This is a genomic window from Aeromonas sp. 601039, from assembly GCF_049174415.1.
Taxonomy (GTDB): Bacteria; Pseudomonadota; Gammaproteobacteria; order Enterobacterales; family Aeromonadaceae; genus Aeromonas; species Aeromonas veronii_A.
Genome location: NZ_JAAKTL010000026.1, coordinates 1 through 19,962, shown reverse-complemented (window position 1 = coordinate 19,962; position 19,962 = coordinate 1). Strand labels below are relative to the sequence as shown.

Annotated in this window: 18 protein-coding genes; 10 read left to right on the top strand and 8 right to left on the bottom strand. The window is 57.6% G+C overall.

Annotated features, from left to right (window positions below):
- The first annotated feature begins 138 nt into the window (after positions 1 to 138).
- Both alr and G5195_RS17515 read left to right on the top strand, forming a co-directional pair.
- Complete coding sequence (alr, locus tag G5195_RS17520) at positions 139 to 1,212, top strand: alanine racemase (RefSeq protein ID WP_185228398.1); 1,074 nt, start codon at positions 139 to 141, stop codon at positions 1,210 to 1,212.
- Complete coding sequence (locus tag G5195_RS17515; RefSeq protein ID WP_216950245.1) at positions 1,212 to 1,631, top strand: secondary thiamine-phosphate synthase enzyme YjbQ; 420 nt, start codon at positions 1,212 to 1,214, stop codon at positions 1,629 to 1,631. Before alr ends, G5195_RS17515 begins: the two co-directional genes overlap by 1 nt.
- Before the next feature lie 123 nt (positions 1,632 to 1,754).
- Here the strand turns inward: G5195_RS17515 and pepE are convergent, their stop codons facing one another.
- The 5 genes from pepE to G5195_RS17490 form a co-directional block, all read right to left on the bottom strand.
- On the bottom strand, positions 1,755 to 2,492 hold the full coding sequence (gene pepE, locus G5195_RS17510; RefSeq protein ID WP_421236343.1) for a dipeptidase PepE: 738 nt from the start codon (positions 2,490 to 2,492) through the stop codon (positions 1,755 to 1,757).
- 243 nt (positions 2,493 to 2,735) lie between these two features.
- Positions 2,736 to 4,097 (bottom strand): endonuclease/exonuclease/phosphatase family protein, encoded by a 1,362-nt coding sequence (locus tag G5195_RS17505; RefSeq protein ID WP_421236342.1) that lies wholly within the window; start codon positions 4,095 to 4,097, stop codon positions 2,736 to 2,738.
- A gap of 230 nt (positions 4,098 to 4,327) precedes the next feature.
- Positions 4,328 to 5,140, bottom strand: coding sequence for a heme ABC transporter ATP-binding protein (locus tag G5195_RS17500; protein WP_268012483.1), 813 nt, complete (start codon positions 5,138 to 5,140; stop codon positions 4,328 to 4,330).
- Between the two features lie 11 nt (positions 5,141 to 5,151).
- A complete protein-coding gene (locus G5195_RS17495) occupies positions 5,152 to 6,183 on the bottom strand; it encodes a FecCD family ABC transporter permease (RefSeq protein ID WP_005335261.1) in 1,032 nt (343 codons plus the stop codon).
- Positions 6,180 to 7,031, bottom strand: a complete 852-nt coding sequence (locus G5195_RS17490; protein WP_040066746.1) for a heme/hemin ABC transporter substrate-binding protein — start codon at positions 7,029 to 7,031, stop codon at positions 6,180 to 6,182. The genes G5195_RS17495 and G5195_RS17490 overlap by 4 nt, the downstream gene beginning before the upstream one ends.
- Positions 7,032 to 7,201: 170 nt before the next feature.
- Here G5195_RS17490 and hutX point away from each other — a divergent pair, with 170 nt between their 5' ends.
- Both hutX and hutZ read left to right on the top strand, forming a co-directional pair.
- The gene (gene hutX / locus G5195_RS17485; protein ID WP_040066748.1) at positions 7,202 to 7,714 is read left to right on the top strand and encodes a heme utilization cystosolic carrier protein HutX; all 513 of its coding nucleotides are present in this window, start codon (positions 7,202 to 7,204) and stop codon (positions 7,712 to 7,714) included.
- Positions 7,711 to 8,268: a heme utilization protein HutZ gene (gene hutZ, locus G5195_RS17480; RefSeq protein ID WP_005335257.1), complete on the top strand. Its 558-nt coding sequence runs from the start codon at positions 7,711 to 7,713 to the stop codon at positions 8,266 to 8,268. The genes hutX and hutZ overlap by 4 nt, the downstream gene beginning before the upstream one ends.
- Before the next feature lie 86 nt (positions 8,269 to 8,354).
- Here hutZ and G5195_RS17475 read toward each other — a convergent pair whose 3' ends face one another.
- The 3 genes from G5195_RS17475 to G5195_RS17465 are packed head-to-tail and all read right to left on the bottom strand — an operon-like array spanning position 8,355 to position 10,327.
- Positions 8,355 to 8,738: a hypothetical protein gene (locus G5195_RS17475; protein ID WP_005335256.1), complete on the bottom strand. Its 384-nt coding sequence runs from the start codon at positions 8,736 to 8,738 to the stop codon at positions 8,355 to 8,357.
- Between the two features lie 37 nt (positions 8,739 to 8,775).
- Positions 8,776 to 9,330: a cysteine hydrolase family protein gene (locus G5195_RS17470; RefSeq protein WP_005348211.1), complete on the bottom strand. Its 555-nt coding sequence runs from the start codon at positions 9,328 to 9,330 to the stop codon at positions 8,776 to 8,778.
- A 25-nt stretch (positions 9,331 to 9,355) separates the two neighbouring features.
- Positions 9,356 to 10,327, bottom strand: coding sequence for a ChaN family lipoprotein (locus tag G5195_RS17465; RefSeq protein ID WP_227274221.1), 972 nt, complete (start codon positions 10,325 to 10,327; stop codon positions 9,356 to 9,358).
- A gap of 192 nt (positions 10,328 to 10,519) precedes the next feature.
- Here G5195_RS17465 and G5195_RS17460 point away from each other — a divergent pair, with 192 nt between their 5' ends.
- From G5195_RS17460 to G5195_RS17435, 6 genes are all read left to right on the top strand, one after another.
- A complete protein-coding gene (locus G5195_RS17460; protein WP_421205053.1) occupies positions 10,520 to 12,625 on the top strand; it encodes a TonB-dependent hemoglobin/transferrin/lactoferrin family receptor in 2,106 nt (701 codons plus the stop codon).
- A gap of 306 nt (positions 12,626 to 12,931) precedes the next feature.
- Positions 12,932 to 13,642: a LuxR family transcriptional regulator gene (locus tag G5195_RS17455; RefSeq protein ID WP_421236341.1), complete on the top strand. Its 711-nt coding sequence runs from the start codon at positions 12,932 to 12,934 to the stop codon at positions 13,640 to 13,642.
- A gap of 229 nt (positions 13,643 to 13,871) precedes the next feature.
- Positions 13,872 to 14,390, top strand: coding sequence for a type VI secretion system effector Hcp1 (gene hcp1 / locus G5195_RS17450; protein ID WP_010634242.1), 519 nt, complete (start codon positions 13,872 to 13,874; stop codon positions 14,388 to 14,390).
- Positions 14,391 to 14,752: 362 nt separating this feature from the next.
- Complete coding sequence (tssI, locus tag G5195_RS17445) at positions 14,753 to 16,834, top strand: type VI secretion system tip protein TssI/VgrG (protein WP_421236340.1); 2,082 nt, start codon at positions 14,753 to 14,755, stop codon at positions 16,832 to 16,834.
- Between the two features lie 9 nt (positions 16,835 to 16,843).
- Positions 16,844 to 19,333, top strand: coding sequence for an N-acetylmuramidase family protein (locus tag G5195_RS17440; protein ID WP_421236339.1), 2,490 nt, complete (start codon positions 16,844 to 16,846; stop codon positions 19,331 to 19,333).
- Positions 19,323 to 19,772 carry a hypothetical protein gene (locus G5195_RS17435; protein WP_421236338.1) on the top strand — a complete coding sequence of 150 codons (450 nt, stop codon included), beginning with the start codon at positions 19,323 to 19,325 and terminating at the stop codon, positions 19,770 to 19,772. The genes G5195_RS17440 and G5195_RS17435 overlap by 11 nt, the downstream gene beginning before the upstream one ends.
- The last annotated feature ends 190 nt before the right edge of the window (positions 19,773 to 19,962 follow it).

The window sequence follows — 19,962 nt, the reverse complement described above, 5'->3', positions numbered from 1 at the left end:
ATTCACTGCAAGGCAGCCCGTCAGAGCCTGTTTTCCCGGTTCGACAATTATGCCGGTCCGGCCTTCGACGACGATAAGTGAGTGGCGGTCTTCTGCCCGATGAGGGGGAGACCATTTGTGCCCTCGTAAGGGAAAACCATGAAAGCGGCTACTGCCCAAATCAACACTGCGGCCTTGCGCCACAACCTCGCCGTGGTCAAGCGCCACGCTCCCGCTTGCAAGATCATCGCTGTGGTCAAGGCCAACGCCTATGGCCACGGACTGCTGCCGGTCGCCCGCACTCTGGTGGATGCGGATGCCTACGCGGTGGCCCGTATCGAAGAGGCGCTGATGCTGCGCTCCTGCGCTGTGGTCAAGCCCATCGTGCTGCTGGAGGGCTTCTTCTCCGCCGACGATCTGCCGGTGCTGGCGGCCAACAATCTGCAGACGGCGGTCCACACCTGGGAGCAGCTCGAAGCGCTGGAGCAGGCCGAGCTGCCAGCCCCCGTGGTGGCCTGGCTCAAACTCGACACCGGCATGCACCGGCTCGGGGTGCGGGCTGACGAGATGCCCGCCTTTATCGAGCGCCTCGGCAAGTGCAAGAACGTGGTGCAGCCGTTCAACATCATGACTCACTTCAGCCGCTCCGATGAGCTGGAGCAGCCCACCACCCGCGAGCAGATCGACTTGTTCAGCAAGTTGACCGCGCCGCTCCTGGGTGAGCGAGCCATGGCCAACTCGGCGGGCATTCTGGCCTGGCCGGACTCCCACTGCGACTGGGTGCGCCCCGGTGTCATCCTCTATGGCGTGTCGCCCTTCCCCAACACGGTGGCGGCCGATTACGACCTGCAGCCGGTGATGACCTTGAAGACCCAGCTGATTGCGGTGCGGGATCACAAGGCGGGCGAGCCGGTGGGCTACGGCGCCAACTGGGTGGCGGATCGTGACACTCGCCTTGGCGTGATTGCCATCGGCTACGGTGACGGCTATCCGCGCATGGCGCCCAACGGCACTTCCGTGTTGGTCAACGGCCGCATCGTGCCGCTGGTGGGGCGTGTCTCCATGGATATGAGCACCGTCGATCTGGGCCCGGGCGCGACAGACAAGCCCGGCGACGAGGCGGTACTGTGGGGCGAGGGGCTGCCGGTGGAGCGGGTGGCCGACGAGATTGGCACCATCCCCTACGAGCTCATCACCAAGCTCACCTCCCGCGTCTTTATGGAGTACGTCTGATGTGGCAGCAGTGCCTGCTGACGTTGAAGCCCCGTTCGCGGGGCTTTCATCTGGTGACGGACGAGCTGGTGGCCAAACTGCCGATGCTGGCGGATTACCGGATCGGCATGGCCCACCTGCTGCTGCAACACACCTCCGCCTCGCTCACCCTCAACGAGAACTGCGACCCCAGCGTGCGCAGCGATATGGAGGCCCATCTGCACCGGTTGGCGCCGGAGGATGCCCCCTACTATCGCCACACCTATGAGGGGGCGGATGACATGCCCGCCCACATCAAATCCTCCCTGCTCGGGGTGAGCCTGCTGCTGCCAGTTCGCGATGGTCAGCTGGCGCTCGGCACCTGGCAGGGGATCTGGCTTGGCGAACATCGCGTCGATGGCGGTGCCCGCAAGGTGCTGGTGACCCTGCAGGGTGAGTAATCAGGCTGCAACCAGCTGAAAGATGACGATAAAAAAAAGGGATGGCATTGAGCCATCCCTCTTTTTTCGTTTTTGCGGTTTCGCGAGCTATCCGCCTGCCAGTGGTGAAGCGCTCTTCGTAGCTCAGCCGACCTTGAAGGGGGTCAGCTCGGCCAGCGGGGCGGCGTCCATAAAGGCTTGCGGCTCCTGGCCATGTTTGAAGATCTTGAAGTCCTGCTCGCGGGCGCTCCAGTACTCCAGACGCTCGCTGCCGTTATCTCCGGTGATTTGCAGCAGACTAGCTTCGCGCAGGGCCAGCACATATTCGCTCGGGTTGATGGCGCAGAATTCGGCCAGACGCTCGTCGCGGGTCTCGCCCATGTGGCCGCTGATGCTGGCGTCCAGATAGTGCGGGTTGATCTGCAGCGGAAACAGGCCCAGCGCGGGCAGCACGGCGGCGTTGCAGACCGGCATGTCGTTGGTGGTGCGGATGCTCGGGGTCGCCACGTTGCAACCGGCGCTCCAGCCCACATAGGGGACGCCCCGCTCACGCACGGCACGCTGGATCGGCACGATCAGGCCATTTTCATGCAGCAGCTGATTCAGGCGCCAGGTGTTGCCGCCGCTGATAAAGATGGCGTCGGCCTGATTGACGGCCGCGACCGGATCGTCGAAGTGGTGAATGCTGATGGTCTCGATCCCGAGGCTCTCGGTAAGTTCGTTGGCACGGGCATCCCAGTCGCTGCGGATCACCGCATAGGGGATGAGCAGAATGCGCTTGACCTGTTTGCGAGCCAGCAGGCTTTGAACCCGGTCACGGGCCCAGCCGAGCAGACCCGGAAATTCGTTGGCTTTACCGTTGCTAAGCAGAAGCAGTTCCATCAAATCGTTCCTCAAAAAGTGAAAGCGGAGGAGGGGGGCCACCGGATCCGCCGTGCGGCCGGATGGCAAGAGCAGGCATGCTACCACCATTGGCGCGGCGGTTCTGTGATCGCGAGGCCCATTCAGCGGCTATGGATGAGTTATGGATGGATAACTCAATGCCAAGCGGTGGATTAATGAGCCGTGGTCAACTCGCCAGTCATCGCCAATAAAAGACCCCGCCGCAGCGGGGTCATGGCAGAGTTAGTCGAGTTTGAGATCGACCCATACCATGCGGTGATCCGAACTGACTCCCTTGGCGATGCCGAGTTTCGCATCATAGACCAGGTGATAACCGGCCTCGAAGCTGGCAGGCCAGAAGACGCCGCTCTTGACCGCGTTGAGGTTGGCGGAGGGGATGACGTGATCCAGCTGCAGCACGCTGGAGTTGGTGATGCGTTCCGGGTTGGGGCGAGTGAGGTTGCGTTTGCAGTCGGCCCCCTTGCTGACACACTCCGGGCCCCCTTCGCTGACCGGGATCAGGGTGCCATTGGTGATGGCCTGATTCATCAGCGGGTTGTTTAGCAGATCCTGAATGGCGGTCAGGTCACCGTCACCGGTGAGCGGATCGGCGTTGAGATCACCCGCGATAACGAACTTGGCGTTTTTGGCCAGCCCACCCTTGGTGCCCTTGTCATCGGTCATGTAGTTGAGACCCTTGACGTAATCATTCCAGAAGGCGATCTCGGCGCGGTTGTGCTTGACGGTGTGACGCGCCGCATTGGCAAAGATCGGCGGGGTCGGGTGGGAGATCAGGAAGTGGATCACCTCTTCCCCCTTCTCGGTCTTGATCCGTACCGGCACATCGGCGTGGTTCTTGGAGGAGAGCGGGTACTGCTGCCAGGCTGCGTCTGAATACCAGGCATCACCACACTGGCGGCTGGCCGGGATCTTGACCTTGGGATTGTTGCAGTCATCGATGATGGGGTTCTGCTCGCCCGGCATATCCTTCCACTTGAAGTTCTGGAAGGTGCGGATCTGCTTGGTGTCAATGGGATATTTGGACATCACCGCAAAGGCGTACTGGCCGTGATAGTTGCCAAAGCCCCAGGCATCGTCGGGGCCGCTGTTGACCTTGCCATCCAGATTGAGGTCATAACCGCTCATCAGGCCGGTGTTGGTGGCGAAGTGCTGCATCACCGGATAGCTGATGGCCGTCACCTCTGCGTGCTGGGCGTGAGCCAGATAGTTGTCGTTGAAGGCTTTCAGGTCGGCGGTGCTCTCGCCTTTGCCGTCGTTGTCGAACTCGTTGAGCAGGAACACATCCGGGCGGGTGCGCTGGATGATCTCCGCCACGTTGCGGATCTGCTGCACGTTCTTGGCTTTGGTTTCCGTGGCGCCGCTCAGGCTCCCTTCGGCGAGGCGGGCCAGCAGGGCATCCTGCTCGGTGCGGGTCAGTGCCAGCTCACCGGTCAGCATACCGGCGGCAGTGCGGTCAAAAGAGAGGTTGAAGGTGGCAAAACGAACCATGGGATCAGCTGCCTTTGAGTCGTTGTCGCTGTTGCAGCCTGCCAGCATCCCGAGAGAGATGGCGGCAGCCAGTAGGGTCTTGTTGATATTTTTCATTGTAATTGTTCCGTAGCATCAATGAGTTATGCCTTCTGTGAGGCGGCGCCATTATAAGTAGACGGCGATGCTGCGGGGATTTTGCCTGAGTAAAGTGTGAGGATATTCACACCATATAGCTGGCGATGATGAATGTTAGCAGGGCGATATGGGGTGTGAAAAACCGGTTTATACGCTGCAGTTTTCGTGATGAATAGCGCGCTTCCTGCCGTTACCGCACTCTGAATTTGTCACACTACCATAGGCAGGCCGCTCTCGGGGTGATGGATCACCTGTGCCGGATAATCATAGAGACGGGCGATCAGCTCAGGGGTCAGCACTTCGGCTGGTGTGCCATCGGCCATCAGTTTGCCCCGCTCCAGCATCACCAGCCGATCGGCATAGCGCGCCGCCAGATTGAGGTCGTGCAGCACCACCAGCACGGCGGTGTTGCGACTGGCCAGCGCCCGGGCCATAGCCAGCAGTTGGTGCTGATATTTCAGATCGAGGGCCGAGGTGGGTTCGTCGAGCAGCAGCAGGCGGGGTTGCTCGGCTTGCTCGGTCGGGGAGGGGGCCTGCCAGATCTGCGCCAGCACCCGGGCAAACTGCACCCGCTGCCGCTCGCCGCCGGAGAGCCCCGGATAGAGCCGCTTGGCCAGATGCTCGACCCCGGCATGGGTCATGGCCGCTGCCACAATCTCGTCACGCCGCGCCGCCGGTTCACTGTGGGGCAAGCGCCCCATGGCGACCACTTCCTCGCAGAGAAAGGGGAAGTTGAGAGAGGAGCTTTGCGGCAATACCCCGAGCCGGTGGGCCAGCTGGCTGCTGTCCCACTGCTGGCGATCCGCGCCAAACAGGGTGATGGAACCCTCATATTCCAGCTCGCCGGTCAGGCACTTGAGCAGCGAGCTCTTGCCCGCCCCGTTGGGGCCGAGCAGCGCGGTGAGGGTGCCGCTCTCGAGACTAAGATCGAGCCCATCCAGGATCAGGCGCTGGCCACGGCGCAGGCTGAGTCGGGTGCAGCTCAACAGGGGGGAGGAGAGTGAGGATGAGAGTGGTTGCATAACAGTCCGTATCACAGGGCGCGGCGGCCTTTTACCAGCAGCCAGATGAAGAAGGGGGCGCCGAGCAGGGCGGTGATGATGCCCACCGGCAGCTCGGCCGGGGCCAGCAGGGTGCGTGCCAGCATGTCGGCCGCCAGCAGCAGGGCGGCGCCAAGCAGGGCCGAGAGCGGCAGCAACCTGACGTGGTTGGGGCCCGCCAGCAGGCGCACCAGATGGGGCACCACCAGCCCGACGAAGCCGATCATCCCCGATACCGCCACCGCCACCCCGACGCCCGCGGCGGTGAGCAGAATCAGGCGGCGCTTGAGGGATTGCACATTGACTCCCAGATGACGAGCCTCTCCTTCACCCAGCAGCAGGGCGTTGAGGGGATTGGCATCGCGCATAAAGAGCCACAGCAGGGCCGCCAGAGTGAGCAGGGCCAGCGCCACATCGGCCGGTTTGCCTGCCGCCAGCGTTCCCATCTGCCACAGGCTCAGGTTGCGCAGCATCTGATCGTCCGCCAGATAGGTGAGCAGGCCGATCACCGCGCCGGAGAGCGCCGTGATGGCGACCCCGGCCAGTAGCATGACGGTGACCGAGGTGCCCCCCTCACGGGTGCCGAGCAGATAGACCAGGGTGGTGGTGAGCGCGCCGCCGAGAAAGGCGAGCAGCGGCAGCAGACCAACCCCGATGGTGGCTTGCAGCTGCTGGCCGAGGGGGGCCAGCAGCACGATGGCGAGCGCCGCACCGAGTGCCGCACCGCCGGAGACACCTATGATGCCGGGGTCAGCCAGGGGGTTGCGAAACAGCCCCTGCATCACGGCGCCACAGAGCCCGAGGATCCCCCCCACTGCGATGCAGAGCAGGGTACGAGGCAGGCGAATTTCCTGCACGATCAGCAGTTTGTGCGACTCTATCCCGCTCTCCTGCCCGGCAAACAGCGCCCGTAGACTCTCGCCCAGGGTGAGGGTCATGGGGCCGGTTGCCAGCGAACCGAGCAGCAACAGCGCCAGTGCGGCCGTGGTGAAGGCCAGCAGCCAGGAGAGGGGTAACCGCATCATGACCCCTGCTTGATCCACTGGGCGATCTGGTTCGCCTGTTGCAGGGAGTTGAGGCTCAGGCCCCCTTGCAGGGCGTGGCCGTCGATGGCGTGAATGGCGTTACGCTTACCAGCCGGGGTGGCGGCCAGGGCGGGCACTTCTGCCAGCACCTTGGCCGGGTCGGCATATTGCTGCCAGTCACGACCGCTGACCAGTACCAGATCGGGCTGCATCTCGATGAGGGATTCGGCGGATACCGGCTTGTAGTTGCGCAACTCGGCGACCGGATTGATGCCGCCTGCCAGCGAAATCAGCGCGCTGGCGGTGGTGTCCCCCCCGGCGATGCTGGTGGGTTGCCCCTTGTGCAGCAGCAGGAAGGCGACCTTGAGCGGCTTGTTCTGTTTGGCTTGCGCCGCCAGCTGATCGGTCTGAGCCTGGATCTCTGCCTTCAGGCGATCGCCAGCGGCTTTGTCGCCCAGCAGGCTGGCGAGGGTGTCGATACGCTGGTTGAGGTTGGCGAGGGTCGGCGCGGTATCCAGCACCTCCACCTTGACCCCGGCACGACGTAGCTGATCCAGGGTCGGGGCCGGGCCCATCTCGTCGCTGCCCACCAGTCGGGTGGGGGAGAGGCTCAGGATCCCTTCGGCGGCCAGCGCCCGGTGATAGCCCACCTTGGGCAACCCTTTTGGCAAGGGGCTGCTGACATCGGTGGCGATCAGGCTCGATTCACCGCCAAGGGCCAGAATGAGTTCTGTGGTGGCCGGGCCGATACTGACGATACGCTCTTTCTGTCCGTCGGCGGCAACGGCAGAGAAGGGGGATAGTGAACTGCAGAGCAGGGTGATGGCGAGGGCAAGACGACGGCCCATGCTAACCTCCGAAGGGGTGAATGAAACGGGTGTGCCGCCGAGAATATCAAGGCTTTAGAAAAAATGCACTGATAATGATAGCAATTATCAATTGCATTGATTCCGGTGCTTTATTAGAGTAGCCGCCATGATAAACAGCGGGACGACCTGGTCCCGCAGAGGGAGAAAACATGAGCATTGCACAACGCATTCACGCGCTGCTGGAGCAGGATCCCGGCGCTCATCCGTCCACCCTGGCGGCCCAGCTTGCCATCAGCGAATGGGAGGTGGTTCGCCATCTGCCCGCCGAGCTGGTGACCCTGCTGTCCGCCGATCGCGCACAAGGTCTGCTGGAAGATCTGGCCGACTGGGGCCCGGTGACCACCATCGTCGAATCTGAAGGCTCCATCTTCGAGGTAAAAGCCCCCTTCCCGAAAGGCAAGGACGCACGCGGCTACTACAACCTGATGGGCCGCGACGGTGAGCTGCATGGTCACCTCAAGCTCGACAACGTGGCGGGGATTGCGCTGGTCAGCAAGCTGTTCATGGGCAAGGAGGGGCACTCCTTCCAGTTCTTCGGTCACTCCGGCCGCTGCATTTTCAAGGTCTATCTGGGTCGCGACGAGAAACGCCAGCTGCTGGCCGATCAGGTTACCCGTTTCATGGCGCTGCGCCACAACTCTCAAGAGGAAGTCAAAGCATGAGTGAACGTCAGGAGCGTCTGCAGAACCGCCTGCAACCGGAGATCCGCGAGTTTCGCGACAGCTGCCGTACCCTGCAGCTCGCCACCGTCGATGGCGAAGGCAATCCCAACGCCAGCTATGCCCCGTTTGTGCTGCAGGAAGATGGCTACTATGTGCTGATCTCCGAGATCGCTCGCCACGCCCGCAACCTGCAACAGGTGCCGCGAGTATCCCTGATGCTGATCGAGGATGAGAGCGGTGCCCGCGAGCTGTTTGCCCGCAAGCGCTTGACCTTCGATGCGGTAGCCGAAGTGGTGGCCCGTGACGACGCTCGCTGGAGCAAGGCGGTCGCAGCACTGGAGGGGCGTTTTGGCGAGATCATCAAGGGTCTCTCCAACCTCAAGGATTTCAAACTGTTCCGCCTCAAGCCGGAGCAGGGGCTGTTCGTCAAGGGCTTCGGCCAGGCGTTCGCGGTCTCCGGTGACGAGCTGGTGGATTTCGTCCATCTGGTGGAAGGGCACAAGCGCATCGACAACGGTGCCGAGCTCACCAGCCCGGCCGATGCGCCGGTCTGATAATCCCTGTCGACCACGACAGCCGTTATAACAAAACGGGCAGCCACTGGGCTGCCCGTTTTTATTGCGTTATCTTATCCGCCAGTTCAATCCTGCCAGCTGGCCTTGTTGGGAAAAGCGCGACGATCGGCGTCGGTGGCCGTTTCGTTGCACTCCCCCCGCACCTTCCAGGAGGTCTGGCTCAGCACTATGTAGCCCTGGCGGCAATACTGCTTGGTCGCCAGGGTCTCGGTCAGCAGGTTCTCCTGCAACGCCTCCCGCTGCTCCAGCAGGCGCTGGCTCTGGGCCGCCGAGAGGCCGCGCGGCAAGGTGTCGTTGGGGGCTGCTTCAAAGGTGAACCGCTTGCTCCCCTCCTCGTTGATGTGGGTCAGAAACAGAGGTTCCGGCCCGTCATACTTCTGTCCGGGCAAGCTGGAGCAGGCCGACAGCAGGGGAACAATCAACAACAGGGTGGCAGACAACAGGCGCACGACAGACTCCAGTGAGAAACGAGGCGAGGCTCGCAGATTAGCATGGCTGCAGGGCGGGTGTTACTGCCAGCAGCTCGTCGGTGGTGAGCAGGGTCACACTGCGCCCCTCCGGCAGGCTGAGGTGGCGCCACATCCAGTGATGGTGCTCGGTGATCTGGGCTGCGCTCAGGTGGGGGCGATCGGCGGTGGTGTGACCATCGCTTAATACCAGCACCTCGTACCCATGGGAGGCGGCACTGCGCACCGTGGTGTCGACGCAAAAATCGGTGGCGCAGCCACAGAGGATCAGTCGATCGACCGGCTGCTCGGCCAGCAGGAAGGCAAGCTCGGTATCGAGAAAGCTGTCACAGGCCGTTTTGCGCACCCGGCTCTCTCCCTTGGCCGGTTGCAGCGCACTGTGCAACTGCCAACCCGGGGTGCCCGGTTCCAGTTCGGTACCGGGGGGCGAGTCATGCTGGATATAGATGACCCGTCCCTGTTGCTGCCTGACATGGGCCGCAGCCCGATTGATATTGGCCAGCACCTGCTCCTGGCGGTAACGGGGCTCGTTGAACAAGCCTTGCTGCACATCGATGATCAGTAACACATCCATATTTTACCCGCCGTTTCCTGGAAGATTAGGGTTGCAGCCACTGGCTGCAGTCACGACTGCGGGATTGATGCAGCGCGCCCATATCTTGCTTCATCTCGTCACTGTTTTGCCAGCGCTTAGGCAGCGGCATGATGGTTACCTGCACATCGGCTGCGGGATCTGCAACAGAGGTCTCATCTGTACGGGGGACGACCAGCGCTACCTTGAGGGCCGGATTGCGGCTGGCGATGCGACTGGCGAGCCCAAGCCCCCCCTCGACGTGGAAATTGCCGGCGATATGCATGATCTGCTGGCCCGGGTGCTTGGCGAGATAATCCACCATGCTCTCGGCCATGGTGTCATCCCAGCTGGTCTGGGCTGCGAAGCGGCGGGCGTTGCTGTCGGCATCGCCGTGGTGCATGGAGGCCATAAATTTCTGGCGATAGGGGTCATCCCCCAGCGTCAGCTGGCGGGCCAGCTGGCTGCGACGTGTGGCTGGCAGTTTGTCGAGCCACTCAGCCCCCTCCTGACCGACACAGCTCACCAGCGGCTTGGGGGCGTTGGCGGCGATCACCGGCATCTGGTGCGCTTTGGCAAACTCTACCAGCGGGCGGTAGTCGCTCGGATAGTTGGGCCAGGCGTTGCCTTCGCGGATCAAGGCCGCTTCACCAATCTGATTCGCCAGATAGGCATCCAGCGTCTTCTGATCGGCGCGGCTGAACTGCTCCATGGAGAGGGCCAATGGCCGACCGTGCTGCTGACCTGCGGTGTAGAGCCCGCTCAGCAGGCGCGATTGCAACAGATGCACGGCAGGATGGCTGTGCAGCTCGCCCACCAGAATGATGTCGGCGTCGGCAATGCGCGCGATTGCTTGCTCCAGCGTCAGGTCTGCATCTCCCTCGCTACTTAGCCGGTAGTCATAGAGCGTCTGCAACTGTGATGACACGTTTGGCTGGGTTGGGGTGGCACAGGCTGCCAGTAGCAGCGGCAGGGCGAGCAGGGGAAGTCGTCTAATCATGGGATCTCACGGCTGATATGCCCGGATGCCGGTGCATCTCGGGGGCTAATAGAGAATAAGGGCAACACAGGGCGACAGTGTAAAACCAATTTGGTTCAAAACAAATGAGAATGATTTCGTTTCTTGTTGATCTTTGTCGAGAGCCGGGTAATATGCGGCCTGTTTGATAACAGTTCTCAATAAGGATTCGCTGTGACCCATCATAACGCACTCTCTCTGGTTGCCCTCGCCGTGGCGGCCGGTCTCTCCTCCCAGGTCTTTGCTGCCACCCAGAAGGCGGATGAAGTCGTGGTCGTCAGCGGCTCACGGATGGAGCAAAAACTGGAAGATGTCTCCGGCCCCATCTCGGTGATCACCGCCAAGCAGATTGAAGAGCAGGTCGTCACCAACGTCGCCGACCTGTTCCGCTACGAACCCGGTGTGACCGTGCTCGGCGGTCAGGGGGATGCGCAGACCTTCATCATCCGCGGCATGGGTGAAAACCGGGTCAAGGTGGTGCGCGACGGTGTGCGCCAGAACGATGCTTACAGCAAGGGCGGTGTTGGCCAGAGCTACTTCGATACCGACATGATCAAGCAGGTAGAAGTGGCAAAGGGGCCGGCGTCTGCCGCCTACGGCTCCGATGCGCTGGGTGGCGTGATTGCCATCACCACCAAGGATGCCAGCGACTTCCTCAAGGGCAAGGATAGTTATCTGGATGTGACCAGCGGTTACGCCTCCAGCAGCCACCAGAAGATGGCGGGCTTTACCGGCGCCTTGCGCACTGGTGAAGTGGAGAACCTGCTGCGCTACACCTGGCGCGATGGCGGTGTGACCCAGAATTTCGACTCCACCAAAAACGACTTCGATATCGGTACCCACGCCCTGCTGCTCAAGAGCAAGTGGAACCTCTCCGATGAGCAGTTCCTCAAGCTGACCGTTGACTACCTGACCGATGGCGAGGAGCCGGATGCGGTCAAGCTCAACAAGGTCGGTACCGGTACTGCCCGTGTCTTTGATCAGCCCATCACCGACAAGCAGACCGACAACCTCTCTTTGGTGCTGGATCACGGCATCGCGCTGAATCAAGGCTGGGCTGATCGGATGGATAGCAAGGTCTACTTCGCCCGCACCAAACAGACGCTGGATCAGTACGCCTCATCCAAGTATCCGGTCAGCCCCGGCAACCCCTATGTGACCAAAAACTCGCTGGATCACAACGTGTTCGATCAGAAGAACATCGGCGCCCAGCTGCAGTTCCACAAGGCGGTCGCCAACCACCGCCTGGCCTGGGGGGCTGAATACGAGCACACCGACAACGAACGTACCCGTTACAAGGGGCCGACGACCCCCGGTGATTTTGTCGGCTACAACGAGCTGAGTTTCCCGGCTACCACCAGCGAGCGCAGCGCCCTGTGGGCCTTTGACGAGATCAAGTTTGGCGAGCGCTGGGTGCTGACCCCAGGTGCCCGTTATGACTACTACCGGATGACTCCGGACAACGATCCGGCCTACACAGGCGACAAGCTGCACAAGTTCTCGGAAGGGGAGTTGTCACCCAAGCTGGGTCTGGTGTTCAAGGCCCACGAGGCGGCCAACCTGTTCGCCCAGTACAGCCACGGCTTCAAGGCCCCCATGTATGACAGCGCCTTCTCCACCCTGAACCATCAGGCTTACGGCTATCGCATCGAGCCCAACCCGAACCTCAATCCGGAGAGCAGCGACGGCATCGATCTTGGCGTGCGTGGCAGCAGCAACGGCTTCAGCTATGAAGTAGCCAGCTTCTACAACAAGTTCGAAGACTTCATCGAGATGGTGGAAGTGGGCAAAGAGGGGCGCACCGCCGTCTACCAGTACCAGAACCTGAGCAAGGCGACCACCAAAGGGGTCGAAGCCAAGGCGGATTACTGGCTCAACGACATCGTCAATGTCTGGGGCAACCTCGCCTACATCGAAGGCAAGGATGGGGATGGCAACTACATCAACAGCCTGAGCCCGCTCAACGGCTCGGTCGGTGTGCGTCTGGAACAGTCCCAGTGGAACTTCAATACCGCGCTGCGCTTTGCTGACGACATGGACAAAGTCCGTAAAGACAGCAAAGGCAACGATTACGTGAAGAGCGCCGGTTGGGGTGTGGTGGATATGTACGCCCAGTTCAACCCGATGACCGACCTGCAGCTCAACGTCGGGGTCTTCAACCTGTTTGACAAGGAGTACACCAGCTACGAGCGCATCGCCGGTCGTGCCGAGGGCTCCGATAACAGCATGATGACCGAACCGGGCCGCAACCTGAGTGCACGGGTCAAATACGTATTCTAAAAAGACAACACACGCAGTGATCTCGGGCTGTTGCCCGCACCGGATCCCCGCCCTGACAGGCGGGGATTTTTTATACATGTAGCCAGGTGTGAGGTGACCCGCTCACACCATGTTATTCATTGGCTTCGCCTTTTTCTTTGTGTTGGCGAGATATTATGCTATTTGATTTATTGTTAATGACATTTAGTAATTCTTTACAACGGGTGTGCCTAGCTTTTGACTTCGACATCGAACTTTTTCCTCGACACCGCCGACGCTCTTGAGCTGATTACCCGCTTCAATGAGGCCTCTGACGAGCAGACCATAGTGGCCCTGCTGCGTACCCTTAGCCAGCAGATGGGTTTTGACCACTTCCGGCTGGGATTCATCTTTCCCAGTTCGATTCAGCGACCTGACGTGAGGATTTTCAACGGCTGTCCTGCCGAATGGGTACAGACCTATGACAAAAAGCGTTTCTTTACGGTAGATCCCGTTGTACGCAAAGGGATGAGCCAGAGTACCCCTATCCTCTGGGCCAACCTGATCACCGAGTGTTGCGATCAACAAGATATGGCGGGGCTTGAGGTGATGTTGCAGGCCCATGAGATGGGATTGCGCGACGGGATCACGATTCCCTGGCACGGGCCGAATGGCCATGTTGGCTTGTTGTCATTGATCACACGCACTACACGAACTGAGCATCAGTGGCTGACGGCTGCTCCCTTTTTAAGCTGGCTGGCGGTGCATGTCTTCGAGGCTGTGGCCCGTGTTTGTCTTGCCGTGAAGCTTCCTCAGGAAGAACTGACCCTACGGGAGCTGGAGGTGTGCCAGTGGGCTGCCGAAGGCAAGCAAGTGAGTGATATTGCCCAGATCCTGGGGATCAAGCCCAGAACCGTCACTTTCCATCTTGAACGGATAGCGGAGAAGCTGGGGGCAAGCAGCAAAAATCAGGCGATATCATGGGCGCTGATGCAGGGTATTGTCAGACTGAACATTGACACGGCACAGATTGAAAATGTGGATGATGACAGTGCATGATGCTGTCTAACGCAAAAAATTGCTCATTACACAGATAAAATCACTTAAAATGACAGTTTTGCCAGTGAGTTTGATGATGTTGCGCAATTTATTGCATATGAAGGAATCGTGCGAGAATTGTCTTTTATTTAACTAATTGAAAAATAAGAATAAAAATAAGTGGCATGGTCGCTGCTAAAGGGTTGGTTGAGTGCTATCTCGTTTAACCAACTTATTTAGGAGCATACCCATGCCAACTCCATGTTATATCAGCATCGAAGGTAAAACCCAGGGCAATATCACCGCCGGAGCCTTCACCTCTGACTCAGTCGGCAACATCTTCGTGCAAGGCCACGAAGACGAGATGCTGGTACAAGAGTTCCAGCACGTTGTCACCGTCCCGACCGACCCGCAATCCGGTCAGCCTGCCGGTCAGCGTGTCCACAAGCCGTTCAAGTTCACCGTCGCCCTGAACAAAGCCGTGCCGCTGATGTACAACGCGCTGGCTTCCGGCGAAATGCTGCCGAAAGTGACCCTGAAGTGGTATCGCACCTCCGTTGAGGGCAAGCAGGAGCACTTCTTCTCTACCGTGCTGACCGATGCCACTATCGTTGACATCGACTGCCAGATGCCCCACTGCCAGGACCCGGCGAAGTCTGACTTCACCCAGCTTATCCAGGTCTCCATGGCTTACCGCAAGATTGACTGGGAGCACACCGTTGCCGGTACTTCCGGTGCGGACGACTGGCGCGCCCCCATCGAGGCGTAAGCCTTGCTTCGGTACTTTGGTATTCCTTGTAAGTAGTAATGTGTCTTTGAGCCGGTTGTTCAACCGGCTTCTTGTACTATGCATTTTCTCCAGCCTGGCCAACGGGTTGGCTGGAGCTTTTCTGTTTTGCCATCCCCCTGCTGGGGTTTTATGCCCTGCGAGTGAGCGCGGAGGGATGGCAAAGCACTAAAGGGTGTCCTGTGATGCAGACCCGAACCGCTCGTAACCTGTTAACCCCCTTGTCTTTGGTGCCCTTGCGGCACCTGAGAGGGCGGTAGCGTGGCTGCGCGGCGAGGGCGTGTATGGGCGCGAGAGTTGGCAAGGGCTCAGGCACAGCTTGGCCGTGACAAGAGGGGAAAGCCATGGCTAATCAAACCGGATTGCAATTTACCGTCAAGGTGGGGGAGTTGCCCGAGAGCACCTTCGTGGTGGCCAGTTTCCAGCTGGATGAGGGGCTGAATCGGCCGTTCAATCTGCAGCTGGAGGTGGCAAGTAGCCAGCCTGATGTCGACTTTGGCGCCGTGCTGGACCAGCCGTGCGAGCTGCTGGTGTGGTACAACGGCGAGTTGCAGCGTCGGGTCTGCGGGGTAGTGAGCGAGTTTGCCCAAGGGGACAGCGGCTTTCGCCGTACCCGCTATCAGCTGCAAGTCAAACCTGCCCTGTGGCGATTGGGGCTGCGCCAGAACTCACGCATCTTTCAGGCGCAAAAGCCCGATGAAATCCTCAGTATCCTGCTGCAAGAACACGGCATCACCGATTACGCCTTTGCGCTCAAGAACGAGCACGCCCAGCGGGAATATTGCGTGCAGTATCGCGAGACCGACCTCGATTTCGTGAACCGCCTCGCTGCCGAAGAGGGCTTGTTCTACTTCCACGAATTTGAGCAAGGCAAACACCGCATCGTCTTTGCTGACGATGCTGCCGCCCTGACCGCTGGCCCCGAGCTTTTCTTCAACCTCGGCAACCGCTCGCTGGAACAAGGTCCTTACGTGCGCCAGTTCCACTACCGTGAGGCGGTACGGCCAAGCGATGTAGAGCTCAAGGACTACAGCTTCAAGACGCCGGCTTATGGCCTCTCCCACAAAAAGCAGGGCGCAGAGCTCGAGCATCAACGGGATACCTATCAGCATTTTGACTACCCGGGTCGCTACAAGCAGGACGGCAGCGGCAAGGCCTTTGCCCAGCACCGGCTCGATGCCCTGCGCAACGATGCAGTGGCGGGCAGCGGCAAATCCAACAGCGCCGCCTTGTTGCCGGGCCAGCACTTCTCACTCACCGAACATCCGAACGCCAGCCTCAACACCGACTGGCAAATCGTTCATATCCGCCACACCGGGGAGCAACCCCAGGCCCTGGAAGAAGAGGGCGGCAGCGGTCCCACCGTCTACCACAACGAATTTGGCGTAGTGAAGGCGAGCACCACCTGGCGCGCCCGCATCGGCAGCCCCGAGGCACCCTACAAGCCGATGGTGGATGGCCCGCAAATCGCTATCGTGGTGGGCCCCGACGGGGAGGAGATTTACTGCGACGAGCATGGCCGGGTGAAACTGCAATTCCCGTGGGACCGCTACGGCAGCTCTAACGACCAGAGCTCCTGCTGGGTACGAGTATCGCAAGGTTGGGCCGGTGGCCAATACGGCATGATGGCCATCCCGCGTATCGGCCACGAGGTGATTGTCGAGTTCTTGGAAGGTGACCCCGACCAGCCTATCGTGACGGGTCGTACCTACCACGCCACCAACCGGCCACCTTACGACTTACCGGCCAACAAGACCCGCACCGTGCTACGCACCGAAACTCACAAGGGCGAGGGCTTTAACGAGCTGCGTTTTGAAGACCAGGCGGGGCAGGAAGAGATTTACATCCACGGTCAGAAAGACCTGAACGTGCTTATCGAAAACGATGCCGCTTGGCGCATCAAGCACGACCAGCACACCGACATCGACTTTGATCGGGTAACCCGCATCAGAAAGGTGCCGGGCAAGGATGGCGCTCCGCCCAGCCTCGGTAATGACCACCTGACAGTCGAAGGCGAAAAACGCGACCATATCAAGGCGGACTATTCGCTGACAGTTGATACCTCCATGCACCAGAAGCTGGGTCAATCCCTCTTGGTGGATGCGGGTGAAGAGGTGCATATCAAGGTGGGTGACAAGCTGGTGCTGGAGGCGGGCTCAGAGATCACCCTCAAGGGCGGTGGCAGCTTTGTGAAGGTTGACCCGAGTGGCATCAAGCTGGTCGGCCCCGCCATCAAACTCAATGCCGGCGGCAGTCCGGGAGCAGGTTCTGGCTGGGCTGGTCAGGCTCCCGTTACTCCCAAAGGGGTTGAGGTGGTCAAAGCTCCTGAACTGGTTGAACTGGTCAAGGCGATTGCCACCGAGAAGGCGATGGAGGCGCTCTTGAAAGAAGAGAAGCCCGCTGCGTTCTACCTCTTTTCTGAATAAGGAGAAAGCATGAAGTTTGCATTTCCCATCCTCACTGCTAAAGGTGAAGAATTCAAGGATGTCAAAGCGCTGACTGCACTTATTAATGGCGAAAAATCCGGTCATTATCTCCTTGGCAATCACAACAAATGGCACGGTGGTATTCATATCAGCGACCAGAGTGCCCCCTGGTGCAAGGATAAATATCCTGTCCGAGCCATTGCTGACGGCAAAGTCGTGGCTTTTCGGATGATGAAGGATTATCTGACCTCTGAATTTCAGGGGGAGTCACTGCGTTATTCCAACTGCTTCTGCCTGGTCCAACACGAATATTGTGAAATCAATGCAGAAACAAAAGCTAAAAACGAGTTCACCTTTTATTCGCTCTATATGCACCTGTTGCCTTGGGATAAGTACCAAAGTACCGAGAAGCTGGTGTTGAAAAAGGGTTGGAATGCTCGCAATTCTGTCCCCCATAGGAATCCCAATGCAGAGCAGCAGCGTGCCGATGCTGCCTTACCCCGTTTCACTTTGCCTAAGGATACCGAACTGGAGATGGATAGCAGCATTCCCCCCAAAAAGGGGAGTGTTGGGGGCAAGGAGTATGATTTCATCAAGGTAAAGATCAAGAGCAAGCTGTCCAATGCCCAGATAAAAGAGGCTGAAAAGGCGGGGGTATTAGTCAGTGAAGGGAGTTCAGTCTGGATCGCCAATAGCCCGGATGCCGTGACCTTTATCAAGCCCAATGTGCCAACCTGGCTATTCGATCAGATAGATGCAGAGCTATTGAAGGATATGGCTGGGCGTGCAGATCCTGTCTTGGATGATAAAAGTGGTCGCTTGATGGCTGGCAGTGGCAATGTCTCACTGCCAGCTGGCACCAAGTTGCAGTATGATGCCCACCAACTCGAATTCCATTGGATTGGTGATAAAGCGCGCAAGATGGCCAGATGCAAATATGTCATGCCGAGTGGGAGTGACGCTCAGGGGAATTGTGGTCTCGCCTGGGTGTGCGTTGAAGATGAATTTATCAAAGCTAAAAGGCTTCCCCCTTCCCATCTCGACGAGCTATATGTGCTGCCATCTCCCGTGGTAATTGCTGCGGGTGAAACCATAGGCTATCTCGGCTTGGTGGAAACACCGGGGTCCCTGATTGGGGGCAAACAGAGCAAGCATCAGGTTCATCTTGAGGTGTTTACTCAAGATCCCCGTCTGGATGATGTTCTGGCCAACAAGGCGGGAACGCAAGGTGGTGCAATCTATGCCAAAGTGCCTGCCGATTTGATTCTCCATGAGAAGAAGAGTGAGGCAGGCAAATCCAAGTGGGTAGCAACCAAGGACAAAAGTCAGGAAGCGCTGGTTGAAGCACCCAAGCTGGAAAAGGATGCTGCCAAGCAGGAGTGGATTTGTGTCTCATCAGATAAATATGTCAAGAAAGAGCAAGTTGATTTATTGAGTCAGCATGACTGGTTGAAGAGCGGTTTTAAAAAGGTCGATGGCTCAGGCTCTGACGGCTATCTGGATCCTGACGCGCCCTCCACCTTCTTTACCGAATTGGTAAAGAGTTTCGATAGTGATAAGAGTGGTAAGCTTAGTAGCGAAGAAATACAGGCTGCCCTGCAAAACAGCAGCAATGCTGAGCAACTTCACAAGCTTATCGTCAAGCACCCCAGCGAATGGTATGAAAAATCGTCAGCCAGTAGTTATCAATGGCTGGATAAACTTATGACCAAAATTGGTCTGCCTGATTTTGACCAGTTGGTGGATCATGAGAAACAGCGAATTGATAAGCTGGAGTGGATGCAGAGTGCAACTAAGTTAACACTTGAGAAAGATAGCTGGCACTTTTCGCCTGTCGGAATTATGGCGTTAGCAATAAAGGCCAGAAATGGGCACCCTAAAACATATATAGGTGATAATTTAAATGAAATTGAGTTTTTGTCTTTCTATAATGGTGAGGTAGTTGAAGAGTCAGATTATGTCAATGCTGCTTCTGAGCTTGGTTGTGAGGTAAATGCTATAAAAGCAGTAGCGTTAACTGAAACCGGTAGTACAGGCAGTTATTATAAGTTCTCAGATCAGGATGATGCAGTGCTTTCTATTTTGTTTGAAAGGCATAAATTTAGTAATATGACGAATGGGAAATATGATAAGTCTCACCCTGAAATATCTAACCCTGTGGGGGGCGGATATGGGAAATATAAAGTTCAGTATAGGAAACTTATGCTGGCCTACTCATTGGATAAGGATGCTGCACTAAAAGCAGCATCTTGGGGGAAGTTCCAGATATTAGGTTCCAACCACTTGAGTTCTGGATATAAAGATGTAAATGAATTCGTTAGTTCGCTCAGTAGTTCAGAAAAAAACCATCTTAAAGCTTTTGTTAATTTTATAAAATCTGATAATAGATTGCTCAAAGCTATTCGAGCAAAAGATTGGTTAGCATTTGCACTAGTGTACAATGGTCCTAGGCAGAAAGGATATGATATAAAAATGAAGGATAATTACAATGCGCTCTAATATTTATGTTTTCATGTTGCTTTATTTAATTTCAGCTTCTTCGTATAGCGGCGAAAACGTGTATTTTTCTTGTGAGACTGATAAAGGTGATGTTAAGTTATTCGTTGATGGAAATATATTGAATTATGAATTCTCGAAAGGTGATAAGACTGAGCTTTCTTATCACTCATTGGGAGATGATTTTAGTGGATTCAGTCATAATTATTACTATAGATACCAGACTGAATATGGAAAGGTTTCTTTCAGTAAAGGGAAATACAAGTATTCGATTTTTAGTAACTACGAAGGAAATGAAGAAATGTCAGGTGTAATAGTAACTATATCCGAAAAAGAATATAACATCCCTTGCAGAAAAACAATTAAAAACAAACTTGTTGATCTTATCCCTTTACTACAATGTGATAAAGAAGATGCATTGGGATGTTATCCTGAAAGATAATATCTTTAATATTTTTTTCTGGTAAGATGTACAGATCTAGTTATTACCTGACACCGACCTCAAACCAGAGTCTTTTTTACGCCACTTTAGTATGCATTTCCTTTTAGGTTAGCTATGTAGTGGTCAACTAAATCCGGACACTTGGTTAGGCCGATCTTCGGCTTTTGCTGGCGGTATCCCATTATTGTGG

Excerpts from the sequence above, each read along its gene's own strand:
- hutZ (WP_005335257.1), top strand. The coding sequence starts at position 7,711 with ATGAGTGAACGTCAGGAGCGTCTGCAGAACCGCCTGCAACCGGAGATC.
- G5195_RS17515 (WP_216950245.1), top strand. The coding sequence starts at position 1,212 with ATGTGGCAGCAGTGCCTGCTGACGTTGAAGCCCCGTTCGCGGGGCTTT.
- hutX (WP_040066748.1), top strand. The coding sequence starts at position 7,202 with ATGAGCATTGCACAACGCATTCACGCGCTGCTGGAGCAGGATCCCGGC.
- tssI (WP_421236340.1), top strand. The coding sequence starts at position 14,753 with ATGGCTAATCAAACCGGATTGCAATTTACCGTCAAGGTGGGGGAGTTG.
- G5195_RS17435 (WP_421236338.1), top strand. The coding sequence starts at position 19,323 with ATGCGCTCTAATATTTATGTTTTCATGTTGCTTTATTTAATTTCAGCT.
- hcp1 (WP_010634242.1), top strand. The coding sequence starts at position 13,872 with ATGCCAACTCCATGTTATATCAGCATCGAAGGTAAAACCCAGGGCAAT.
- G5195_RS17490 (WP_040066746.1), bottom strand. The coding sequence starts at position 7,031 with ATGGGCCGTCGTCTTGCCCTCGCCATCACCCTGCTCTGCAGTTCACTA.
- G5195_RS17470 (WP_005348211.1), bottom strand. The coding sequence starts at position 9,330 with ATGGATGTGTTACTGATCATCGATGTGCAGCAAGGCTTGTTCAACGAG.
- G5195_RS17465 (WP_227274221.1), bottom strand. The coding sequence starts at position 10,327 with ATGATTAGACGACTTCCCCTGCTCGCCCTGCCGCTGCTACTGGCAGCC.
- G5195_RS17495 (WP_005335261.1), bottom strand. The coding sequence starts at position 6,183 with ATGATGCGGTTACCCCTCTCCTGGCTGCTGGCCTTCACCACGGCCGCA.
- alr (WP_185228398.1), top strand. The coding sequence starts at position 139 with ATGAAAGCGGCTACTGCCCAAATCAACACTGCGGCCTTGCGCCACAAC.
- G5195_RS17505 (WP_421236342.1), bottom strand. The coding sequence starts at position 4,097 with ATGAAAAATATCAACAAGACCCTACTGGCTGCCGCCATCTCTCTCGGG.
- G5195_RS17500 (WP_268012483.1), bottom strand. The coding sequence starts at position 5,140 with ATGCAACCACTCTCATCCTCACTCTCCTCCCCCCTGTTGAGCTGCACC.
- pepE (WP_421236343.1), bottom strand. The coding sequence starts at position 2,492 with ATGGAACTGCTTCTGCTTAGCAACGGTAAAGCCAACGAATTTCCGGGT.
- G5195_RS17440 (WP_421236339.1), top strand. The coding sequence starts at position 16,844 with ATGAAGTTTGCATTTCCCATCCTCACTGCTAAAGGTGAAGAATTCAAG.